The organism is Cupriavidus sp. 09_S30 (genome assembly GCF_056930435.1).
Map to the genome: position 1 here is coordinate 3,273,987 of NZ_JBXOWI010000001.1, position 18,420 is coordinate 3,292,406.

Annotated in this window: 16 protein-coding genes; 8 read left to right on the forward strand and 8 right to left on the reverse strand. The window is 69.3% G+C overall.

Annotated features, from left to right (window positions below; translation table 11 throughout):
- The first annotated feature begins 289 nt into the window (after positions 1 to 289).
- The gene (locus AC1Z3O_RS15335) at positions 290 to 1,702 is read left to right on the forward strand and encodes an MFS transporter (protein ID WP_483516553.1); all 1,413 of its coding nucleotides are present in this window, start codon (positions 290 to 292) and stop codon (positions 1,700 to 1,702) included.
- A 57-nt stretch (positions 1,703 to 1,759) separates the two neighbouring features.
- On the opposite strand, the gene AC1Z3O_RS15340 is transcribed toward AC1Z3O_RS15335, so the two are convergent.
- From AC1Z3O_RS15340 to AC1Z3O_RS15350, 3 genes are read right to left on the reverse strand one after another with little or no spacing between them, the layout of a single operon-like run.
- Positions 1,760 to 2,914, reverse strand: a complete 1,155-nt coding sequence (locus AC1Z3O_RS15340) for a CaiB/BaiF CoA transferase family protein (protein WP_483516554.1) — start codon at positions 2,912 to 2,914, stop codon at positions 1,760 to 1,762.
- Positions 2,915 to 2,925: 11 nt separating this feature from the next.
- On the reverse strand, positions 2,926 to 3,900 hold the full coding sequence (locus AC1Z3O_RS15345; protein WP_483516555.1) for a tripartite tricarboxylate transporter substrate binding protein: 975 nt from the start codon (positions 3,898 to 3,900) through the stop codon (positions 2,926 to 2,928).
- A gap of 25 nt (positions 3,901 to 3,925) precedes the next feature.
- Positions 3,926 to 4,705: an enoyl-CoA hydratase-related protein gene (locus AC1Z3O_RS15350; RefSeq protein ID WP_483516556.1), complete on the reverse strand. Its 780-nt coding sequence runs from the start codon at positions 4,703 to 4,705 to the stop codon at positions 3,926 to 3,928.
- A 98-nt stretch (positions 4,706 to 4,803) separates the two neighbouring features.
- Here AC1Z3O_RS15350 and AC1Z3O_RS15355 point away from each other — a divergent pair, with 98 nt between their 5' ends.
- Positions 4,804 to 5,715: a LysR family transcriptional regulator gene (locus AC1Z3O_RS15355; RefSeq protein ID WP_483516557.1), complete on the forward strand. Its 912-nt coding sequence runs from the start codon at positions 4,804 to 4,806 to the stop codon at positions 5,713 to 5,715.
- A gap of 42 nt (positions 5,716 to 5,757) precedes the next feature.
- On the opposite strand, the gene AC1Z3O_RS15360 is transcribed toward AC1Z3O_RS15355, so the two are convergent.
- The 3 genes from AC1Z3O_RS15360 to AC1Z3O_RS15370 form a co-directional block, all read right to left on the reverse strand.
- Entirely contained in the window at positions 5,758 to 6,387 is a 630-nt protein-coding gene (locus AC1Z3O_RS15360) for a response regulator (protein WP_483516558.1), read from the reverse strand.
- A gap of 228 nt (positions 6,388 to 6,615) precedes the next feature.
- A complete protein-coding gene (locus AC1Z3O_RS15365) occupies positions 6,616 to 7,065 on the reverse strand; it encodes a carboxymuconolactone decarboxylase family protein (protein ID WP_483516559.1) in 450 nt (149 codons plus the stop codon).
- 116 nt (positions 7,066 to 7,181) lie between these two features.
- The gene (locus AC1Z3O_RS15370; RefSeq protein ID WP_483516560.1) at positions 7,182 to 8,249 is read right to left on the reverse strand and encodes a CaiB/BaiF CoA transferase family protein; all 1,068 of its coding nucleotides are present in this window, start codon (positions 8,247 to 8,249) and stop codon (positions 7,182 to 7,184) included.
- Between the two features lie 239 nt (positions 8,250 to 8,488).
- Here AC1Z3O_RS15370 and AC1Z3O_RS15375 point away from each other — a divergent pair, with 239 nt between their 5' ends.
- On the forward strand, positions 8,489 to 8,926 hold the full coding sequence (locus tag AC1Z3O_RS15375; protein ID WP_483516561.1) for a universal stress protein: 438 nt from the start codon (positions 8,489 to 8,491) through the stop codon (positions 8,924 to 8,926).
- An 843-nt stretch (positions 8,927 to 9,769) separates the two neighbouring features.
- Here the strand turns inward: AC1Z3O_RS15375 and AC1Z3O_RS15380 are convergent.
- Together AC1Z3O_RS15380 and AC1Z3O_RS15385 are read right to left on the reverse strand one after the other, a co-directional pair.
- A complete protein-coding gene (locus tag AC1Z3O_RS15380; protein ID WP_483516562.1) occupies positions 9,770 to 10,825 on the reverse strand; it encodes a serine/threonine protein kinase in 1,056 nt (351 codons plus the stop codon).
- A 17-nt stretch (positions 10,826 to 10,842) separates the two neighbouring features.
- Positions 10,843 to 12,471 (reverse strand): DEAD/DEAH box helicase, encoded by a 1,629-nt coding sequence (locus AC1Z3O_RS15385; protein WP_483516563.1) that lies wholly within the window; start codon positions 12,469 to 12,471, stop codon positions 10,843 to 10,845.
- Positions 12,472 to 12,761: 290 nt separating this feature from the next.
- On the opposite strand from AC1Z3O_RS15385, the gene AC1Z3O_RS15390 reads away from it, so the two are divergent.
- The 5 genes from AC1Z3O_RS15390 to ybeY all read left to right on the forward strand — a co-directional run bounded on the left by AC1Z3O_RS15390 (position 12,762) and on the right by ybeY (position 18,323).
- Positions 12,762 to 14,432, forward strand: coding sequence for a ClcB-like voltage-gated chloride channel protein (locus tag AC1Z3O_RS15390; RefSeq protein WP_483516564.1), 1,671 nt, complete (start codon positions 12,762 to 12,764; stop codon positions 14,430 to 14,432).
- Positions 14,433 to 14,630: 198 nt separating this feature from the next.
- Positions 14,631 to 15,041, forward strand: coding sequence for a hypothetical protein (locus AC1Z3O_RS15395; protein WP_483516565.1), 411 nt, complete (start codon positions 14,631 to 14,633; stop codon positions 15,039 to 15,041).
- A gap of 135 nt (positions 15,042 to 15,176) precedes the next feature.
- Positions 15,177 to 16,529, forward strand: coding sequence for a tRNA (N6-isopentenyl adenosine(37)-C2)-methylthiotransferase MiaB (miaB, locus tag AC1Z3O_RS15400; protein ID WP_483516566.1), 1,353 nt, complete (start codon positions 15,177 to 15,179; stop codon positions 16,527 to 16,529).
- Between the two features lie 47 nt (positions 16,530 to 16,576).
- On the forward strand, positions 16,577 to 17,581 hold the full coding sequence (locus tag AC1Z3O_RS15405) for a PhoH family protein (RefSeq protein WP_483516567.1): 1,005 nt from the start codon (positions 16,577 to 16,579) through the stop codon (positions 17,579 to 17,581).
- A gap of 1 nt (position 17,582) precedes the next feature.
- Positions 17,583 to 18,323: an rRNA maturation RNase YbeY gene (gene ybeY, locus AC1Z3O_RS15410; RefSeq protein WP_483516568.1), complete on the forward strand. Its 741-nt coding sequence runs from the start codon at positions 17,583 to 17,585 to the stop codon at positions 18,321 to 18,323.
- Positions 18,324 to 18,420: the final 97 nt, after the last annotated feature.

Here is an 18,420-nt window from a genome sequence, read left to right on the forward strand (position 1 = left end):
AGTGGACGACGCATGACCGGCTCGTGCCATGCGGGCCGGCCGCCCCTGCAGCGGCAGCGCATCTTTCAACGATGGTGTACCTTGAACGCGTAGCGAGGTGGCCGCGGGCGGCCTCCGGATGCGATCGCCCCACGCCGCCAGCACGTCCGGCCCTTCGCGCCGTCGCGCCGCCGACGATCCCCAGGAGGCCCCGCCGCCACGATGCCGCGTTCCCGCCCCCCGCCTCATGTAACGCACGCCACGCCTGCGGCGCGGGCAGTCTCCCGGCACGTGGCGCACCGACATTGCCGTGCGGCTGGACCGGCTGCCCTGGTCGCGCTGGCATTGGCGCGTCTGCATCGCGCTCGGTGTGGCCTGGGTGCTGGACGGACTGGAAGTCACGCTGGCGGGCTCGCTGGGCGCGGTGTTGCAGCGCCCCGACACGCTGTCGCTGAGTGCGCTGCAGGTCGGCTGGGCCGGCACCCTCTACATCTCCGGCGCCGTCTGCGGTGCCCTCGTCTTCGGCAGGCTGGCCGACCGCCTCGGCCGCAAGCGCCTCTTTCTCGCGACCCTGCTGGTCTATCTGCTCGCCACGCTCGCCACGGCCTTCTCGACCGGCTTCGCCTTTCTCGGCCTGTGCCGCTTCTGCACCGGCCTGGGCATCGGTGGCGAGTACGCGGCCATCAACTCGGCCATCGATGAGTTGGTCCCGGCGAGAGTGCGCGGTCGCGTCAACCTGGCCATCAACGGCAGCTTCTGGCTCGGAGCCGCGCTCGGCGCCGGGCTGAGCCTACTGTTGCTCGACCCGCGCGTGCTGGGACCGGCATGGGGCTGGCGCGCGTGTTTCGGCCTGGGCGCGCTGCTCGCCGTGGCGGTCCTGCTGGTGCGCCGCGAGGTGCCGGAAAGTCCGCGCTGGCTCGCCATGCATGGCCGGGGCGAGGAAGCCGCGCGCGTGGTCGCCGCCATCGAACGCAGCATCGCCGCGCCCGGCGGCGCGCCCGCGCCCCTGCCGGGCGGCGCGCGCTTCGCTGCCGGGCGCCGCACCCCCCCGTCGCTGGCAGAAGTGGCGCGGCTGCTGCTGCACCGCTACCGCGCCCGCAGCATCGTCACGCTGGCGCTGATGGTGTCGCAGGCCTTTTTCTACAACGCGATCTTCTTCACCTATGCGCTCGTGCTCGTCCGCTTCTACGGCGTGGCAGACGCCCGCGTGGCGCTCTACATCTTCCCCTTCGCCATCGGCAATGCGGCCGGGCCGCTCGTGCTGGGGCCGCTGTTCGACCGCATCGGCCGGCGCCGCATGGTGGCCTTCACCTATGTGACGTCCGGCCTCGGCCTTGCGCTGACGGGCTGGGCCTTCGTCGCCGGCTGGCTCGATGCGCGCACGCAGGCGCTGTGCTGGTCGGTGGTGTTCTTCCTGGCATCCGCGGGCGCCAGTTCGGCCTACCTGACCGCCAGCGAGGTGTTTCCGCTGGAGATGCGCGCGCTGGCCATCTCGGTATTCTATGTGGCGGGCACCGCCACCGGCGGACTGGTGGCGCCGGCGCTGTTCGGCCTGCTGGTGGAAAACGGCAGCCGCGGCGCGGTGGCGGCCGGCTATTGCGTCGGTGCGGCGCTGGCAGTGGCCGCGGGCCTGCTCGCCCTGCGGCACGGCGTCGATGCGGAGCGCCGCCCGCTGGAAGAGGTGGCGCCGCCGCTGGGCGCCGACGAGGAGCACAGACACTAGTGGACTCACGCGTCGCGGCGCTTTGAGCACCGGCGCTGAGCGCAGCGGCGGCGCGCTTCAGCCCAGCCCCAGTTCGGAGAGGATCGCTTCGGTATGCTGTCCGAGCAGCGGCGCGGGGGCGCCCGCCACCGGCTGCGAGCGCGACCAGCGCGCCGCCGGTTCGAGCCCGAGGCAGGTGCCGCCTGCCGCGTCCGCATAGGTCCGCAGATTGCTGTCCGGCGCCCGGCGCAGCGCCGCCACCAGCCCATCGAGATCCATCGACTCGGCCACCGGAATATCGGCTTCCGACAGCATCCTCACCCATTCGGCGGTGGCACGCCGAGCGATGTGCGCCTCGACGAAGGCGTAGACATGGTCGACATGCTGCGTGCGGCTGCCCATGGTGCGGAAACGGGCGTCGTCGCGCCACAGGTCGTCGCGGCCCACCAGCCGCAGGAAGGATTCCCAGTGGCGGTCCGTGTAGACGATGGTGCTCAGCCAGCCGTCGCTGGTCCGGTAAGGCTTGCGGTAGCGCGACAGCAGGCGCGGATTGCCTGCCGGGCCGAGCGGCGGCTCGAAGCTGGCCGCGCCGAGATGGTCCGCCAGCACGAAGTTGGCCATGGTCTCGAGCATGGGCACCTCGATGTACTGCCCCTCGCCGCAGCGCTCGCGCTGCAGCAGCGCGGCCAGCACGGCCTGCGCGGCGAACAGGCCCATGGTCTTGTCGGCGATGTTCAGCGGGAGGTATGCCGGCGCGCCGCCGCCCGCCTTCGCCACCAGGTCGGGAATGGCGGCCATGCCCTGGATCAGGTCGTCGTAGGCCGGCTTGCCAGCGTGCCCGCCTTGCTCGGCGAAGCCGGTCAGCTGCACATAGACCAGGCCGGGACGCAGCGAGGCGAGCTGTGCGTAGCCGAGCCCCAGCTTCTCCAGCGCCCGGCTGCGCATATTGGTCAGGAACACATCAGCGGTCTCGACGGCGCGCCGCATCACCTCGGCCGCGCCCGCCGACTTGAGATCGACGCACAGGCTGCGCTTGCCCCGGTTCAGGTTCAGGAAGACCGGCCCCATGCCGGGCTGGCGTGCCGGCCCCATGGCGCGCATGATGTCGCCCTCGGGCGGCTCCACCTTGATCACGTCGGCGCCATACTCGGCCAGCATCTGCGTGGCATAGGGACCCATGATCACGCTGCTCAGGTCGAGCACGCGGATGCCTTGCAATGGCAGTGCGCTCATCGGCGTCGTCCTCATTGCGGCGGGATGTGCGCGGCCTGCACGACGCCATGCCATTTGGCGATCTCGCTGGCCACATAGGCACGGAAGGCGTCGCGTCCCATCTTCCCCGGCGTGGTGCCCTGCTGGGCCAGCGTGGCGCTGAAGGCCGGGTCGTTCATCGAGGCCACTGCCATCGTGTTCAGCTTCGCCTGGATCTCCGCGGGCGTGCCCGCGGGCGCATAGAAGCCGATCCATATCTCGGTCTCGTAGCCGGGCACGCCCTGCTCGGCAATGGTCGGCACCTTGGGCAGCGCGGCATTGCGCTGCGCCGTGGTCACACCGATCGCACGCAGCTTGCCGCTCTCCACGAACTTGGTGGCCGTCAGTGCATCGACGAAGGATGCCTGGATCTGTCCGCCCAGCAGATCGTTGACCGCCAGCGCGGTGCCCTTGTACGGCACGTGCAGGAAGGGCGCACCGGTCCTGGCCGCCAGCAGCTCGCCGGACAGGTGCGTCAGCCCGCCGGTGCCCGACGAGCCGTAGCTGACGCCGCCGGCGCGGCGCGCATAGGCAAGCAGCTCGCCCAGGTTGGCGGCCGGCAGCGACGGGTTCACCAGCAGCACCATCGGCGTGCTGGCCAGCAGAGCGATGGGCGCAAAGTCCTTCTCGGTGTCGTAGGGCAAGCGCTTCGAGATGGATGGGTTGACGACATGCGCGGTCGTAGTGATCAGGAGCGTGTAGCCGTCCGGCTTCGCCTTGGCGACCTGTTCGGCACCGATGATGCCGCCGGCGCCGGGCTTGTTGTCCACCACCACGGCCTGCCTGGTCTGGGCCTGCATGGTGCGGGCGAGCTGGCGCGCCAGGATATCAGTCAGGCCGCCCGCCGCGAACGGCACCACCAGGCGTATCGCCTGGCTGGGATAGTCCGCGGGCTGCGCGGCGGCGGCGGCCGGCAGCACGGCGCAGGCCAGCAAGAGGCGCAGTGCGCGGGTGATTGTTGTTGTCATGGTCTCGTCTCCTCCGGCCGTCTGCTTAGCCGCGCTTGCGCTCGCGCAGGAAGCGCTCCATGTACCGCTTGGGCTCGTCGGAGTCATAGGCGCTGACCAGCCCTTCGATGCCGATGGCGATGGCCTCCTGCGTCGGCATCCGCTCCCAGCGGCGAATCAGGTCCTTCTGGATGCGGAGCGCCAGCGGCGCGCCGCTCAGCATCTCGTGCCGCCACTCTGCCACCAGCGCGTCGAGTTCCCTCCCGTCGGCCACATCGGTGACCAGCCCCCAGTCGCAAGCCTGGCGCGCGCTGACCATGCGCCCGCTCAGCAGCAGGTCGCGCGTGCGGGTCCATCCGATCATGCCGGGCAACATCGCCGCATGGATCACCGACGGCACGCCCAGCTTCACCTCGGGCATGCCGAAGCGGGCATCGGCGGCGGCCAGCTTGATATCGCACATGGCAGCCACCTCCATGCCCGCACCGAGGCAGTAGCCGGAAATCACCGACATGGTCGGGAACGGCAGGTCGCGGATCTGCTCGCACAGCGCGAATACGCTGCGGATGTATTCCTCGATATCGCGCTTGCCCGCGTCCTTCAGGAACTTGATGTCGGCGCCGCCCAGGAAGGCCGCCGGCCCGCCGCGCAGGACCAGCAGGCGGATGCTGTCGTCGTAGCCGAGTTCGCGCAGTGCGCTCGCATAGGTCACGGCGGCCTCGCCCGTGAGCAGGTTGAGGCGGCCGTTGTCCAGGGTCGCGGTCACGACACCGTCGGCCTCCCTGTGGATGTGGCAACGCGGCGTGGCGGTCTGGTTCGCTTGCATGATCGTTCATCGTTCCGGGGGTTGGCTTGCGGACGATGGTACGGCGCACCTACTCATGTAACAATGGAATTGTTCTTATCAATCCAGTCCAGAACGGAATGAATATCACCATCCGCCAACTCCAGGTATTCCTCAAGCTGTTCGAAGTCAGGAGCTTCACGGCGGCGGCCGCCCAGTTGCACATGACGCAGTCGGCGGCGAGCAAGATGGTGGCGGAGCTCGAATCCCAACTCGGCTTCGCGCTGTTCGACCGCACCACGCGCAGAGTCGAGCCGAACGATGCCGCGCGGGAGTTTCACGGCTTTGCCGCCGACATCATGGCCAGCATGCAGGCCGCCACCCGCAGCGTGGTGGAACTGGCCGATCTCAAGCGCGGGCAGATCGGCATCGCCGCCTCGCCGATGATGATCCACGGCTTGCTCGCCGGACCGATCGCCGCATATCGGACGCGCTTCCCGGGTGTCCGCTTCGAGCTGCATGAACTGTCGACCGACGAGACCGTCGACAGCGTGCGCGCGGGCAGGGTCGATTTCGGCTTCGGCGCGGTGGATAGTGAGATACCGGGCATCGAAACCGAACTGGCGTTGCGCGACCGCATGCTGGTGGTCGTGCCGGCGGGACATGCGCTGGCGGCACGCCGCGCCGTGCGCTGGGCCGAGCTGGCCGCGTGGGAGCACATCAGCCTGCGCCAGTTCTACAGCGTGCGGCGCACGCTGGATGAGATCGTTGCCCGGGAAGGCGTCTCCATCCCGAGCCATATCGAGGCCGGCACCCTGACCGCGACGCTGGGCCTGGTCAAGGCGGGAGCCGGCATTGCGGTGCTGCCGGGCTACGCCGCGCGCATCGCGCAGGACTGGGGCATGCAGGCGATCCCTATCAAGGGAATGACCGGCAGGATCCACCGGATCTCGCTGCTGCGCAGGGGCTCGGCCAGGTTGTCCGTGGCCGCGCGCAGCTTCCTTGCCGAACTCATGCCGGCACTGCGCGCGCAGGAGTCAGTGGACGGCTGAGCGCTCCACATCATGGCGCCGTACAACGCGTGAGCCACGGCCTCAACGCAGCAGGTTGTGAAAGCGCGCGAAGTCGGCCAGCTCGATCAGCGAGCCGATGCGCAGCTTGTCCATGATATTGATCTTGTGCGTGCTGACGGTCTTGCTGCTGATCATCAGCTCCTTGGCGATGTCCTTGTTGGCGACGCCCCGGGCCAGGTATTGCAGCACGGTGATTTCCCGTTCTGTCAGCAGGGCGAGCGAGTCGCGTCCGGCGGCATAGGCGTTGAGGCGCGCCGCGCCGAGCGCGTGCAGCGGGAACACCGAGTAGCCGGCCAGCAGGCTGCGCACCGCGCTGATCAGTTCGGCCAGGCTCTGCCGCTTGGCAACGAAGCCGTGCGCGCCGGCGCGCATCGCGCGCGCGCAGGAGAGATCCTCATCCAGTCCCGACAAGACCAGCATGCGCACGGCCGGATAGGCGGCCGCGATCTTCTCGATCAGGTCAATGCCCGATAGCCGGGGAATGCCCAGGTCGACCACGACCAGCTGCGGTTGGTGCTGGCACACGAGTTCGAACGCATCGGCGCCGTTTTCCGCTTCGAGAACCTCGCGGAAGCCGAGATCGCGCTCGAGCCGCGTGCAGACTGCAAGACGGATGGCGGGATGGTCGTCAACGATCAGCGCGTCGGCCATAGGAGGACTTCCTTGCGGCTGGAATGGGGGCGAAGCGCCTTGCATTGCCCGCGCGCCGCGCTGGCAGGCTCTTCCGCCGCGCAGGGGCGGACAGGGCAGGCGACCGGCCTTTTCCTCATCGATCCAGAGGAAGAAGCTGGGACAAGCATAGGACGCCGGCCGAGCCGGCAGCCTGAGCATTCCCCCAAACTGTCGACGAAAAATCCTGCAAATGGGGCCGGAAGCTTCCTATTTCTTGTCGGGCTCCGATGCCGCCTCGCGCGCTGCGGCCTCCAGCACTTCGGCCAGCTTGCGGCTGGCATCGAGCGCCGCGGGGAAGCCGCAATAGACGGCGCTGTGCACCATCAGTTCGCGCAGCTCCTGTGGCGTCACGCCATTGGCCAGGGCGCCGCGCAGGTGGCCGGCCAGTTCCTGCGGCCGGTTCAGCGCGACCAGCATCGAGACGGTCGCCAGGCTGCGCTGCTTGCGGTCCAGCCCCGGACGGGTCCACACCGTGCCCCAGGCGAACTCCGTCACCAGTTGCTGCAGGCTGGTGTCACCCTGGGCCTGGGCGGCATCCAGCGCGCGCTGGACATGCGCGGCGCCGAGCACCTCGGTGCGCACTTGCAGGCCGCCTTCGAAGGCGGGCGTGGGGGTGTAGGCGTGATTGCCTTCGTCTGTCTCTGCGGGCTGCGTCATCGCGGCTCTCCTCGCTTGCTTGGTTTTGGTGGAGCAAGGATAGCCGATGCGTGGCACACACCTGCGCGCACCGCTGGCGCGCAGGTGCTGCGTGCCGGTGTTGCGTGCCGACGGCCTCAGTCCGCGTCTGTGGCGAAGAAGCGCGGCGCCGGGGCCGCGCGTGCGAACTCGCGGCCGTCCAGCGTGTAGCGGCGGAAGGTGCCGCGCGCCGCGTTGTGCGGATGACGCGCCGCCTCTTCCAGGGTCAGGACCGGTGCGAAGCAGACATCGCTGCCCTCCAGCAGATCGCACCAGTAGGCGCTGGGGCGCGCGGCGATGCGCTCGGCAATGCGCGCCTTCAGCGCAGGCCACTGGCTGCTGTCGTACTGCGCAGCGGGATCCACATCGGCCAGGTCGAGCTTCTCCAGCAGCAGGCGGTAGAACTGCGGCTCGAGCGCACCGATCGTGATGGCGCGGCCGTCAGCGCAGGTGAACACGTCATAGAAGGGGGAGTCGTGGAAGGGGCTGGGACGCGGCCCGGCGATGGTGCCGGCGGCGTGGGCCACCTGCGCCAGCGAGCCGATCATGGCGGCGATGTCGGTGATGGCCGCGTCGACCACGCATCCCTGCCCGCTGGCGCGCGCGTGCAGCACGGCGCTGACGATGCCGAAGGCGAGGCCGAGTGCGCCAGCGCCATCGCCGGTCATGGTCGGCGGCACCATCGGCAGCGCGCCCTCACGCGAGGCCAGCGACAGCATGCCAGTCAGCGCCACATAGTTCAGGTCATGCCCCGCGCTGTGGGCGAGCGGTCCGCTCTGGCCCCAACCGGTCATGCGCCCATAGACCAGGCGCGGGTTGCGCCGGTGGCAGTCGGCCGGCCCCAGGCCGAGGCGCTCCATCGTGCCAGGGCGCAGGCCCTCGATCAGCGCATCGGCGCCGGCCACGAGGTCCAGCGCCGCGGCAACGCCCTCGGGCTGCTTCAGGTCCAGGCGCACCACGCGCTTGCCGTGTTCCTGCTCCATCTCCGGCGGCACCGCCGCGCCGCGCAGCACCCGGCGCGCATCGGGCGGCACGGGCCGCGCCACCAGCGTCACCTCGGCGCCCAACCCCGCCAGCATGCTGCCGCACAGGGGCCCTGGCCCGATCCCTTCGAATTCCACCACCTTGACTCCGCCCAGGGGCAGGATGCCTCCTTGTCCACTCATGTCTTGTCTCCGCGATTCTGTCGTTCCGGTCAGGCCGGTTGCTCCGATGCTAGCCGGGGATGTCGCGCTGCGGCAATGGCGGAATGTTTCAATCTAATTGCAAAAACACTCGCATTCCAGCCCCGCGGGGGATTTGATCCAGATCGTGGCATGGGCGGGCGCAAGCTGCCATGATGTTCACAGGTGCGGGAGATGCGGTCCCGCGCCCCACTCTTCAGCCCCCAAGACCAGGAGATGCCATGAGCAATATCGTGCTGGCGACCGACGGCTCGCCCTTCAGCGATGCCGCTGCCCGCTTCATCGTCGAAGGCCGCCTGTTGAAGGACGGCTTCACCGTCCACGTGGTCCATGTCACCCCCGACGTCACCGGCCAGGTACGCGCCTTCGTCAGCAAGGAAACCATCGACGACTGGCACAGGGAAGAAAGCGCGAAGGCGACGCAGTCCGTCTGCGACATCCTCAAGGCCGGCAATATCCCCTTTGAGATTCATCCGCTGCGCGGCTTTGCGCCGGAGCGCATCGTGGCGCATGCCAGCGAGACCAAGTCGGAAGGCATCGTGATGGGCACGCATGGGCGCGGCTCTTTCTTCGATGCGGTGATTGGGTCGGTGGCGGGGCGGGTGCTGGCGATGGCACCGTGTCCGGTGTTGCTGGTCAAGGGGGCGCGTGCGAAGTAATCGCGCAGGCTTTGAGGCTTTGGCCGGCATGCGCCGGCTGGCTTGATGAAGGGGAGGTGTTGCGGGATGCGGCGCCTCCTCTTTTTTCGTTTTGGTGGCGCTTTGACTCGGGCGGTGTTGGTTGGGCGGTGTTAGTTGTTTAGGCCAAAAGCCTGTTTCGACTCCCCTGCGGGGAGCCGACCTACTTTCTTGTCTTGCCAAGAAAGTAGGCAAAGAAGGCGCGCCGGATGCGGCTTAACACCCCCTCGCGGGCTGGCTGAAAGAGCGGCCGGGCCCCAACTCACATCGCCTTACGGCGATGCTCAGACAGGGGGCCCTCTTTTCCGCTCTTTCAGCCAGCCCGCGAGGCGCCGCATACGGCAGGGTAAGGACGCCACGCCTCGCTTCGCATCGGGTGGCAGGTGTTCGGCCAGCTAGCTGGCCGAACACGATGCGTCGGCATGCGACGTCACATCGCATTCAGCAAAGGGAGTCTGGCAGACCGACGATTTGGCCGTTCCCTCCCGTTGTGCGGCGCCTCGCGATTTGCCGTGGCCGCCGATGAAGCCCGTCCGCTGTCTGAGCGGCCGAAGGACGCGAGTTCGGACGGGCGCGGCGGACACGGCAAATCGCGAGGAGTCTTTCGCCGCGCCCGGGTCGCCTTCTTTGCCTACTTTCTTTGGCGAGACAAAGAAAGTAGGTCGGCTCCCCCGCAGGGGGAGTCGAAACAGGCCGTTGGCCCGATCAGCCAGTACCGCCCAGATTCTCGCGAATGGACGTCGAAAACAGGCTCAGGAAATCAACAGCCCACGCCAATCAAACAAAGCGCGTAGACGCCAGACTCCCCCGAACCAACAGTCCCGCTTAAACACTCCAAAGCGGCGGCTCATCCATCAACGCAATCTGCTCCCGCAACTCCAGAATCCGATCCTGCCAATAACGCTGCGTCCCGAACCAGGGAAACGCCGCAGGAAAAGCCGGATCGCGCCAGCGGCTGGCCAGCCAGGCGCTGTAGTGCAGCAGACGCAGCGTGCGCAGCGCCTCCACCAGATGCAATTCGCGCGGCGAGAATTCGGCGAAGTCCTCGTAGCCCGCCAGCACATCGGCCAGTTGGGACTGCATCGCGGCGCGGTCGCCTTCCAGCAGCATCCAGAGATCCTGCACGGCCGGCCCCATGCGGCTGTCGTCGAAGTCGACGAAGTGGGGGCCGGCTTCGGCCCCGCGTGCGTCTTCGGGATCGATCCACAGCACGTTGCCGCGGTGGCAATCGCCATGCAGGCGCAGCAGCGCCACGTCGCCGGCGCGCTCGTAGCAGCGGCGCACGCCGTCGAGCGCCAGGTCGGCGGCGGCCTTCCAGGCCAGCAGCAGGTCGGGCGGGATGCAATCGTGTGCCAGCAGCCAGTCACGCGGCTCCACGCCGAAGGTTTCCACGTCCAGCGCGGGACGCGCCTGGTAGGGCCGGGTCGCGCCGATCGCGTGGATACGGCCGATGAAGCGACCCAGCCAGGTCAGCGTGTCGGCACGCTCGAGCGCGGGCGCGCGGCCGCCGCAGCGGGCGAACACGGCGAAGCGGAAGCCCGCGTGGTGGAGCAGCGTGCTGCCGTCCACCGTCAGCGCGGGCACGGCGGGCACCTCGGCCTGCGCCAGTTCGGCGACGAAGGCGTGCTCTTCCAGGATGGCGGCATCGCTCCAGCGGCCGGGCCGGTAGAACTTGGCGACCAGCGGCGGGCCGTCCTCGATGCCGACCTGCCAGACGCGGTTCTCATAGCTGTTGAGCGCGAGCAGCCGCCCATCGGCGGCGAAGCCCGCGCCTTCCAGCGCGTCGAGGATCAGTTCCGGCGTCAGGCCGGCGTAGGGCAGATCGGCGTCGGCCCCTTCCGGGGTGCCGTTGCCGGCCTGGTTGCCGTCAGTGTCGTGCATCGCCGGCCGCCTCGCGCTCAGGTCGTGGTCTTGCCGCGGCCGCCGAGCAGCGCGGCCTGCGGCGCGGGACGGCGTCCGCGGGCGGGCGCGGGCGCACCGTCCTGCTGCGGACGCGGGGCGGCGTTGCCGCGGCCCGCCGAGCCATTGCGGCTGCCGCCGCGGTTGCCATCAGCCTGGGGGGCGTGATTGCCGCGGCCATTGCCTGCATTACCACCATTACCGCTATTACCGCTATTACCGCCATTGCCGCCCCGGTTGCCGTTGCCGGCACCGTTGCCGCCACGGCCACCCTGGCCACCCTGGCCACCGGCTGCCCGCTGCGGGCTGTTGCCCGCTGCCGGGCGCGGCGCGGCCTGGCCGTCGCCGCGTGCCCGCGCGGGTTGCTGGGCGCCGCCCTGCGGCGCGCGCGCCTGGCGTTCCTGGCCGGGACGGCCACGTCCGCCCTGCCCCTGCCCGCGCTGCTGGCGGCTCTTCTGGATCGGCTCGGGCGCGATGGAGGGATCCACCTCGAAGCCCGGCAGCACGATCTGGTCGAACTTGCGCTTGATCAGGCGCTCGATGTCGCGCAGCAGGCCATGCTCGTCCACGCAGACCAGCGACACGGCTTCGCCCTCGGCGCCGGCGCGGCCGGTGCGGCCGATGCGGTGAACATAGTCCTCGGGCACGTTGGGCAGATCGAAATTGACCACGTGCGGCAGCTGGTCGATGTCGATGCCGCGCGCGGCGATATCCGTGGCCACCAGCAGGCGCAGCGTGCCCGCCTTGAACTCGGTCAGCGCGCGCGTGCGGGCGGACTGGCTCTTGTTGCCGTGGATGGCGAGCGCCGACAGTCCTTCCTTGGTGAGCTGCTCGGCCAGCCGGTTGGCGCCGTGCTTGGTGCGGGTGAAGACCAGCACCTGGTGCCAGTCGTGCTGGCGCACCAGGTGGGCCAGCAGTTCGCGCTTGCGCTCGCGGTCCACCGGATAGACGCGCTGCTCCACCGTTTCGGCGGTCGTGTTGCGGCGGGCCACCTCGATCGAGGCCGGGTTGTCGAGCAGGCGGTCGGCCAGCGAACGGATCTCGTCGGAGAAGGTGGCCGAGAACAGCAGGTTCTGCCGCTTCGGCGGCAGGATGTTCAGGATCTTGCGGATGTCGTGGATGAAGCCCATGTCGAGCATGCGGTCGGCTTCGTCCAGCACCAGGATCTCCACCGACGACAGGTCGATGGTGCGTTGCTGCAGGTGGTCGAGCAGGCGGCCGGGGGTGGCCACGACGATGTCCACGCCGCGCTTGATCTGCTCGATCTGCGGGTTGATGCCGACGCCGCCGAACATCACCATCGAGCGCAGGCGCAGGTACTTGCCGTAGTTGCGCACGCTCTCCTCGACCTGCGCGGCCAGCTCGCGCGTGGGCGTGAGCACCAGGGCGCGCACCGGCACACGTGCACCGCGCGCAGGCGCGGGGGCGGTGGATTCGGACAGGAGTTGCAGCATCGGCAGGGTGAAGCCGGCGGTCTTGCCGGTGCCGGTCTGGGCGCCGGCGAGCAGGTCGCCCCCCTTGAGGATGGCAGGGATGGCCTGCGCTTGAATCGGGGTAGGCGTGGAATAGCCTTGCTCGGCCACGGCACGCACCAGCTTGTCGGACAAGCCTAGTTCGGAGAAAGACATGAAATGACGCTTCGGCCACCCGTTTCGCACAATGGTGCGCCAATCGCTGGGCGGCTGGAATTGACAACCGGCCGGGAGGCCGGCGAGGCAAGGCGACTGCCCCCGCCTCTTTGGAGGAAAGGCCCGTAGTGTACCAGTCCGGCGCGCCGTGATCAGGAAGCCCCTGCGCTATGATGACGGCCACGCCGACGGCCTGGCCGGGCCGGCGGCGCGGCACGGACGCCGACGGACCCGCTTGCCGGGGCCCGCCGGGCGCCGGCGTTCTTTTGTTCCTCCCGGATGCCAGCAACATGCGGTTCAGGTTTCTCGAAGACCAGGAAGTCATTCTGTTCGCGGCGATTCCCGTCGGCGTCGCCGCGGCCGTCGCCACCACCCTGTTCCGGGAAGCCCTGGAGGGCTCCGGTCTGCTGCTGTTCGGCAGCCGCGCCGACGTGGTCCTGGTGTTCGCCAGCCTGGCACTGGGATGGCGGGTGGTGATCCCGGCACTTGGCGGCGCACTGGCGGGCCTCCTGCTGATGCTGTCGTCGCGCATCGACCGCGGTCGCGCCGGCGTCACCGACTACATGGAAGCCGTGGCAAGCGGCACCGGCCGCCTGCCGGTGCGCATCACCTTGCTGCGCTCCCTGTCCTCCTTCTGCTCCATCGTCAGCGGCAGCTCCGTGGGCAAGGAGGGCGCGATGATCCAGCTTGCCGCCCTGTGCGGCTCGCTCTTCCCTTCCGGCCGCGCCGGCGCCGACACCAATATGCGGCGCATGCTGACCGCCTGCGGCGCGGCGGCCGGCCTGGCCTCGGTCTACCACACGCCGCTGTCGGCGGCGGTCTTCGTCGCCGAAGTCGTGTTCGGCGTGCTGGCCGTGCAGCGGCTGATGCCGCTCTTTCTCGCCTCGGTGGCCGGCGCCATGGTCAGCCAGTGGCACAGTGGCCTGGAACCGCTCTATCCCGGGCTCAACGTGGCGGCTGACCTGCACGCGCCGCTGCTGCTGGCCGCCGCGCTGATGGGCGTGCTCGCCGGCGTCAGCGGCGCCCTGTTCCTGCGTGCGGCCGGCATCGCCAAGCGCGTGTTCGGCCGCCTGCCGGGCGGCCCCGTGCCGCGCCTGGCGCTGGGTGGCGCCTGCGTGGGCGTGCTGGCGCTTGCCGTGCCCGAGGTGGTCGGCAACGGCTACTACACCATCCAGACCATCCTGCAGGAGCAGCCGCTGAGCATGCCGGTCGCCGTGGTGCTGGCCGCCAAGCTGGCAGCCACGGTGCTCAGCATGGGTTCGGGCGCCGTGGGCGGCGTGTTCACGCCGTCGCTGTTCATCGGCGCCGCGCTGGGCCAGATGCTCGCGCCGCTGGTGGCCGGCAACGCCTCGCCCGCGCTGCCGCTGGTCGGCATGAGCGCCTTCCTGGCGGCGACCAGCCAGGCCCCGCTGATGTCGGTGCTGATGGTGTTTGAGATGACGCTGGCACCCGCCCTGCTGCTGCCGTCGATGATCGGCGCGGTGGCCGCCTACTACACGGCCTCGCGCTGCCAGACGCTGTCGCTGTACAGCGTGGTGGCCGAACGCACCCAGGCCTCGGCCGCGGCCGAGCGCGCCCGCGCCATGAAGCTGGCCGGGCTGTGTGATCCGACCAACACCACCATCGGCCCCGATGCCACGCTGACCGAGGCCAACGAAAAGTTCGCCGATGCCGGCACGCGCTACCTCTATGTGGTGACGCCGGGCGGCGAGATGCTGGGCGCGGTGTCGATCCACGCCGTGCATCGCGCCCTGTCGCGCGAGCCGGATGCCCAGCTGACCGCGTTGATGGAACGCGACTTCCCGACGCTGACGCCGGAGTCGCAGCTGCACGACGCGCTGGCCCTGTTCTCGGCCAATGCGCTCAATCGCATTCCCCTGGTGCGCGACACGGAGAGCCGGGAACTGCTGGGCATCGTGTCCAAGCGTCGTGTGCTGCAAGAAGCATCCGCGATGTTCTGACCGTTCGCCGGGCCCGGCGGGCGCGGCCCGCGCGGGCAAACCCTCGGCACTGGGGCGCGCAGAGGGTAGAATGTCAGGTTGCTCGCCCGCGCTGGGCAGCGCTCGCCGGTACCGGATCGCCAAGCCGCCCCGCGTCGCCGGGTTGCCCACAAGCGCCAGGCCGTAACCATGCCAACCTTTCGCTCCGCCGGAGTTCCCATGCCTGCTGGCCGTGCCGTGCGCCGCCCCGTCCGTCCTATTGTCGGCATCGTCGGCACCGTGCTTCGCCGATTGGCGCCGCCCGCGTTCGCCGCGGCGCTGGCCACTGCCGCGCTGCTGCCGGCAGCCGTGCAGGCGCAGCCTGTGCGTGTGATCCCGGCCGACGCGGCGGCGGCCAAGCTGGTGATGGCGGCGCCCACGTCCACCGGGCCGCAGACCGCGACCCTCGATGGCAAGACCGTGGGCGTGGCGCCCGGCCTGCGGCTGTTCAGCCCCGACAACCAGCTGCTCACCGTCGCGGCGGTCGCGGACAAGAAGCTGCAGGTGCGCTACAAGCTCGACCTCTACGGCCAGCTGCTGACGGCCTGGATACTGAGCGAGCCCGAGCGCAAGGCGCTGCAGGCCAACTGAGCCGGGCCGGCCGGCGGGCAGGCGAAAAAGAAAGCCCGGAGCACCGAAGGATTGCCGGCGCGTTCCCACCACGCGCGGCGCGCCGGTGCATTGCAACCCCCTGATGCCCCCAGGTCAACCACTGAGATCGGCACCATGAAGAAAGTCTTCGTCAAAACCTACGGCTGCCAGATGAACGAGTACGACTCCGACAAGATGGTCGACGTACTCAATGCCAGCGAAGGGCTGGAAGCCACCGACCGCGTCGAAGAAGCCGACGTGATCCTGTTCAACACCTGCTCGGTGCGCGAGAAGGCACAGGAGAAGGTGTTCTCCGAGCTGGGCCGCATGAAGGCGCTCAAGGCCGCCAAGCCGGACCTGGTGATCGGCGTAGGCGGCTGCGTAGCCAGCCAGGAAGGCGCCGCCATCGTCTCGCGCGCCCCCTATGTCGACGTGGTGTTCGGCCCGCAGACGCTGCATCGCTTGCCCGACCTGATCGCGCGCCGCCGCGAGACCGGGCGTTCGCAGGTGGACATCTCCTTCCCCGAGATCGAGAAGTTCGACCACCTGCCGCCGGCGCGGGTGGAAGGCCCGAGTGCCTTCGTCTCGATCATGGAAGGCTGCTCGAAGTACTGCAGCTACTGCGTGGTGCCCTATACGCGCGGCGAGGAAGTCTCACGCCCCTTCGAGGACGTGCTGGCCGAGGTGGCCGGCCTGGCCGAGCAGGGCGTGCGCGAGGTGACGCTGCTGGGGCAGAACGTCAACGCCTACCGCGGCGCCATGGGCGGCACCAGCGAAGTGGCCGACTTCGCGCTGCTGATCGAGTACGTGGCCGAGATCCCCGGCATCGAGCGCATCCGCTACACCACCAGCCATCCGAAGGAATTCACCTCGCGGCTGATCGAGCTGTACGGCCGCTGCGACAAGCTGGTCGATCACCTGCACCTGCCCGTGCAGCATGCGTCCGACCGCGTGCTGATGGCGATGAAGCGCGGCTACAGCGTGCTGGAGTACAAGAGCATCATCCGCCGGCTGCGCGCGCTGCGCCCGAACATGTCGCTGTCCTCCGACTTCATCGTCGGCTTCCCCGGCGAGACCGAGGCGGACTTCGACAAGCTGATGGCGATGATCGAGGAGATCGGCTACGACACCTCCTTCTCCTTCATCTTCAGCCCGCGCCCCGGCACGCCGGCTGCCAACCTGCACGACGACACGCCGCACGAGGTCAAGCTGCGCCGCCTGCAGCATCTGCAGGCCACCATCGAGGAGAACGTGCAGCGCATCAGCCAGGGCATGGTCGGCACGGTGCAGCGCATCCTGGTGGAAGGCCCGGCGCGCAAGGACCCGACCGAGCTGCACGGGCGCACCGAGAACAACCGCGTGGTCAACTTCGCGCTGCCGGGCGTGCCGCAGGCCAGCCGCGAGCGCCTGGTCGGCCAGATGGTGGAGGTGACCGTCACCGAGGCCTTTCCGCACTCGCTGCGCGGCGAACTGCTGGTGCGCCAATAAGCAACAAGAAGACCGTTTGCAGAAGAAGTCCGGAGCCATCCGCAACGATGAAGATCCCCACCGCTGAATTCGTCGCCCCCAAGGACGACAACGCCCGCCTGCAGAACCTGTGCGGGCCGCTGGACGAGAACCTGCGTCAGATCGAGCAGGCGCTCGACGTGACCATCCAGCGCCGCGGCCACCGCATGACGGTGCGCGGCGCCAATGCCAGCGCCGCCGCCACCGCGCTGGAGCGCTTCTATAACCAGGCGCGCACCACGCTGACGATCGACGACGTACAGCTCGGCCTGGTCGAGACGCGCCAGGTAGGCGCCCACGGCGCCTACCTGCCGGCCGACGCCGGCGACAATGGCGCGCACGACGGCGCGCCCGCCGACGAATCGCCGGTGCTGCACACGCGCCGCGCCGGCCTGCACGGCCGCACCCCTGCCCAGCGCGACTACCTGCGCAATATCCTGTCGCATGACCTGACCTTGGGCATCGGGCCGGCCGGCACCGGCAAGACCTACCTGGCCGTGGCCTGCGCGGTGGACGCGCTCGAGCGCGACGCCGTCAAGCGCATCGTGCTGACGCGGCCCGCGGTGGAGGCCGGTGAGCGCCTGGGCTTCCTGCCCGGCGACCTGGCGCAGAAGGTCGACCCCTACCTGCGCCCGCTCTATGACGCGCTCTACGACCTGCTCGGCTTCGACCGCACGCAGAAGATGTTCGAGCGGCAGATGATCGAGATCGCCCCGCTGGCCTATATGCGCGGGCGCACGCTGAACCACGCCTTCATCATCCTGGACGAGGCGCAGAACACCACGCCAGAGCAGATGAAGATGTTCCTGACCCGCATCGGCTTCGGCTCGAAGGCGGTGATCACCGGCGACACCACCCAGATCGACCTGCCGCGCGGGCAGAAGAGCGGGCTGGTGGAGGCCGCGCACGTGCTGCACGACGTGCGCGGCATCGCCTCGACGCGCTTTTCCAGCGCCGACGTGGTGCGCCACCCGCTGGTGGCGCGCATTGTCGACGCGTACGACGAATATCACGCCCAGCACAAGGACGCCTGACTTGAAATCCCCTACCCCTTCGCGGCCCGCCGCACCCGCCGTCACGCTGTTCGACGCCGACGGCCGCGCGCGCAAGAGCGCCGCCCATGCGCTGCGCGTGCAACTGCCCGATGGCCGCAGCCTGACCATCGACCTGTCGCAGGCCGCCGACGGCGTGGTCGCGCTGCTGGCCGAGCATACCGATACCCGCCAGCAGGCCGGCCTGCTGGTGCGCCCGGACAACCACGATGCGCTTTCCGTGGCCGTCACCGCCACGCCGCTGGTCACCACCACCGGCACGCCGGCCACGCCGCCGGCGCTGGAGCTGGACGTCCAGGCAGGCGACGGCGTGGGCAAGCGCGACGGGCTGCCGCCGCAGCGCAAGATCGAGACCTGGGTCAAGTCGGCGCTGTACGCCGACGCCGCCCTGACCATCCGCTTCGTCGGCGAGGACGAGGGCCGTGCACTGAACCGCAGCTATCGCGGCAAGGACTACGCCACCAATGTGCTGACCTTCGCCTACGCGGAAAGCGCCGACGACCCGGTTTCGGCCGATATCGTGCTGTGCTGCCCGGTGGTCGAGGCCGAGGCCCGCGAGCAGGGCAAGCCGCTCGAGGCGCACTACGCCCACCTGGTCGTCCATGGCGTGCTCCATGCCCAGGGCTATGAGCATGACGAAGATGCCGAGGCAGAGGAGATGGAGGCGATCGAGACCGAGACGCTGCAGGCGCTCGGCTATCCCGACCCCTATCGCAAGGACTGAAGCGATCCGCAGCCTGGCGGGCAAGGCGGCCACGAAGGGCCACGAGGCGCGGCGCCCGCCATATGTGACACATCAAGCACGCACGGTGACATCAGGA

Excerpts from the sequence above, each read along its gene's own strand:
- AC1Z3O_RS15360 (WP_483516558.1), bottom strand. The coding sequence starts at position 6,387 with ATGGCCGACGCGCTGATCGTTGACGACCATCCCGCCATCCGTCTTGCA.
- AC1Z3O_RS15370 (WP_483516560.1), bottom strand. The coding sequence starts at position 8,249 with ATGAGTGGACAAGGAGGCATCCTGCCCCTGGGCGGAGTCAAGGTGGTG.
- AC1Z3O_RS15355 (WP_483516557.1), top strand. The coding sequence starts at position 4,804 with ATGAATATCACCATCCGCCAACTCCAGGTATTCCTCAAGCTGTTCGAA.
- miaB (WP_483516566.1), top strand. The coding sequence starts at position 15,177 with ATGAAGAAAGTCTTCGTCAAAACCTACGGCTGCCAGATGAACGAGTAC.
- AC1Z3O_RS15350 (WP_483516556.1), bottom strand. The coding sequence starts at position 4,705 with ATGCAAGCGAACCAGACCGCCACGCCGCGTTGCCACATCCACAGGGAG.
- AC1Z3O_RS15345 (WP_483516555.1), bottom strand. The coding sequence starts at position 3,900 with ATGACAACAACAATCACCCGCGCACTGCGCCTCTTGCTGGCCTGCGCC.
- AC1Z3O_RS15385 (WP_483516563.1), bottom strand. The coding sequence starts at position 12,471 with ATGTCTTTCTCCGAACTAGGCTTGTCCGACAAGCTGGTGCGTGCCGTG.
- AC1Z3O_RS15390 (WP_483516564.1), top strand. The coding sequence starts at position 12,762 with ATGCGGTTCAGGTTTCTCGAAGACCAGGAAGTCATTCTGTTCGCGGCG.
- AC1Z3O_RS15405 (WP_483516567.1), top strand. The coding sequence starts at position 16,577 with ATGAAGATCCCCACCGCTGAATTCGTCGCCCCCAAGGACGACAACGCC.
- AC1Z3O_RS15395 (WP_483516565.1), top strand. The coding sequence starts at position 14,631 with ATGCCTGCTGGCCGTGCCGTGCGCCGCCCCGTCCGTCCTATTGTCGGC.
- AC1Z3O_RS15375 (WP_483516561.1), top strand. The coding sequence starts at position 8,489 with ATGAGCAATATCGTGCTGGCGACCGACGGCTCGCCCTTCAGCGATGCC.
- AC1Z3O_RS15365 (WP_483516559.1), bottom strand. The coding sequence starts at position 7,065 with ATGACGCAGCCCGCAGAGACAGACGAAGGCAATCACGCCTACACCCCC.
- AC1Z3O_RS15380 (WP_483516562.1), bottom strand. The coding sequence starts at position 10,825 with ATGCACGACACTGACGGCAACCAGGCCGGCAACGGCACCCCGGAAGGG.
- AC1Z3O_RS15340 (WP_483516554.1), bottom strand. The coding sequence starts at position 2,914 with ATGAGCGCACTGCCATTGCAAGGCATCCGCGTGCTCGACCTGAGCAGC.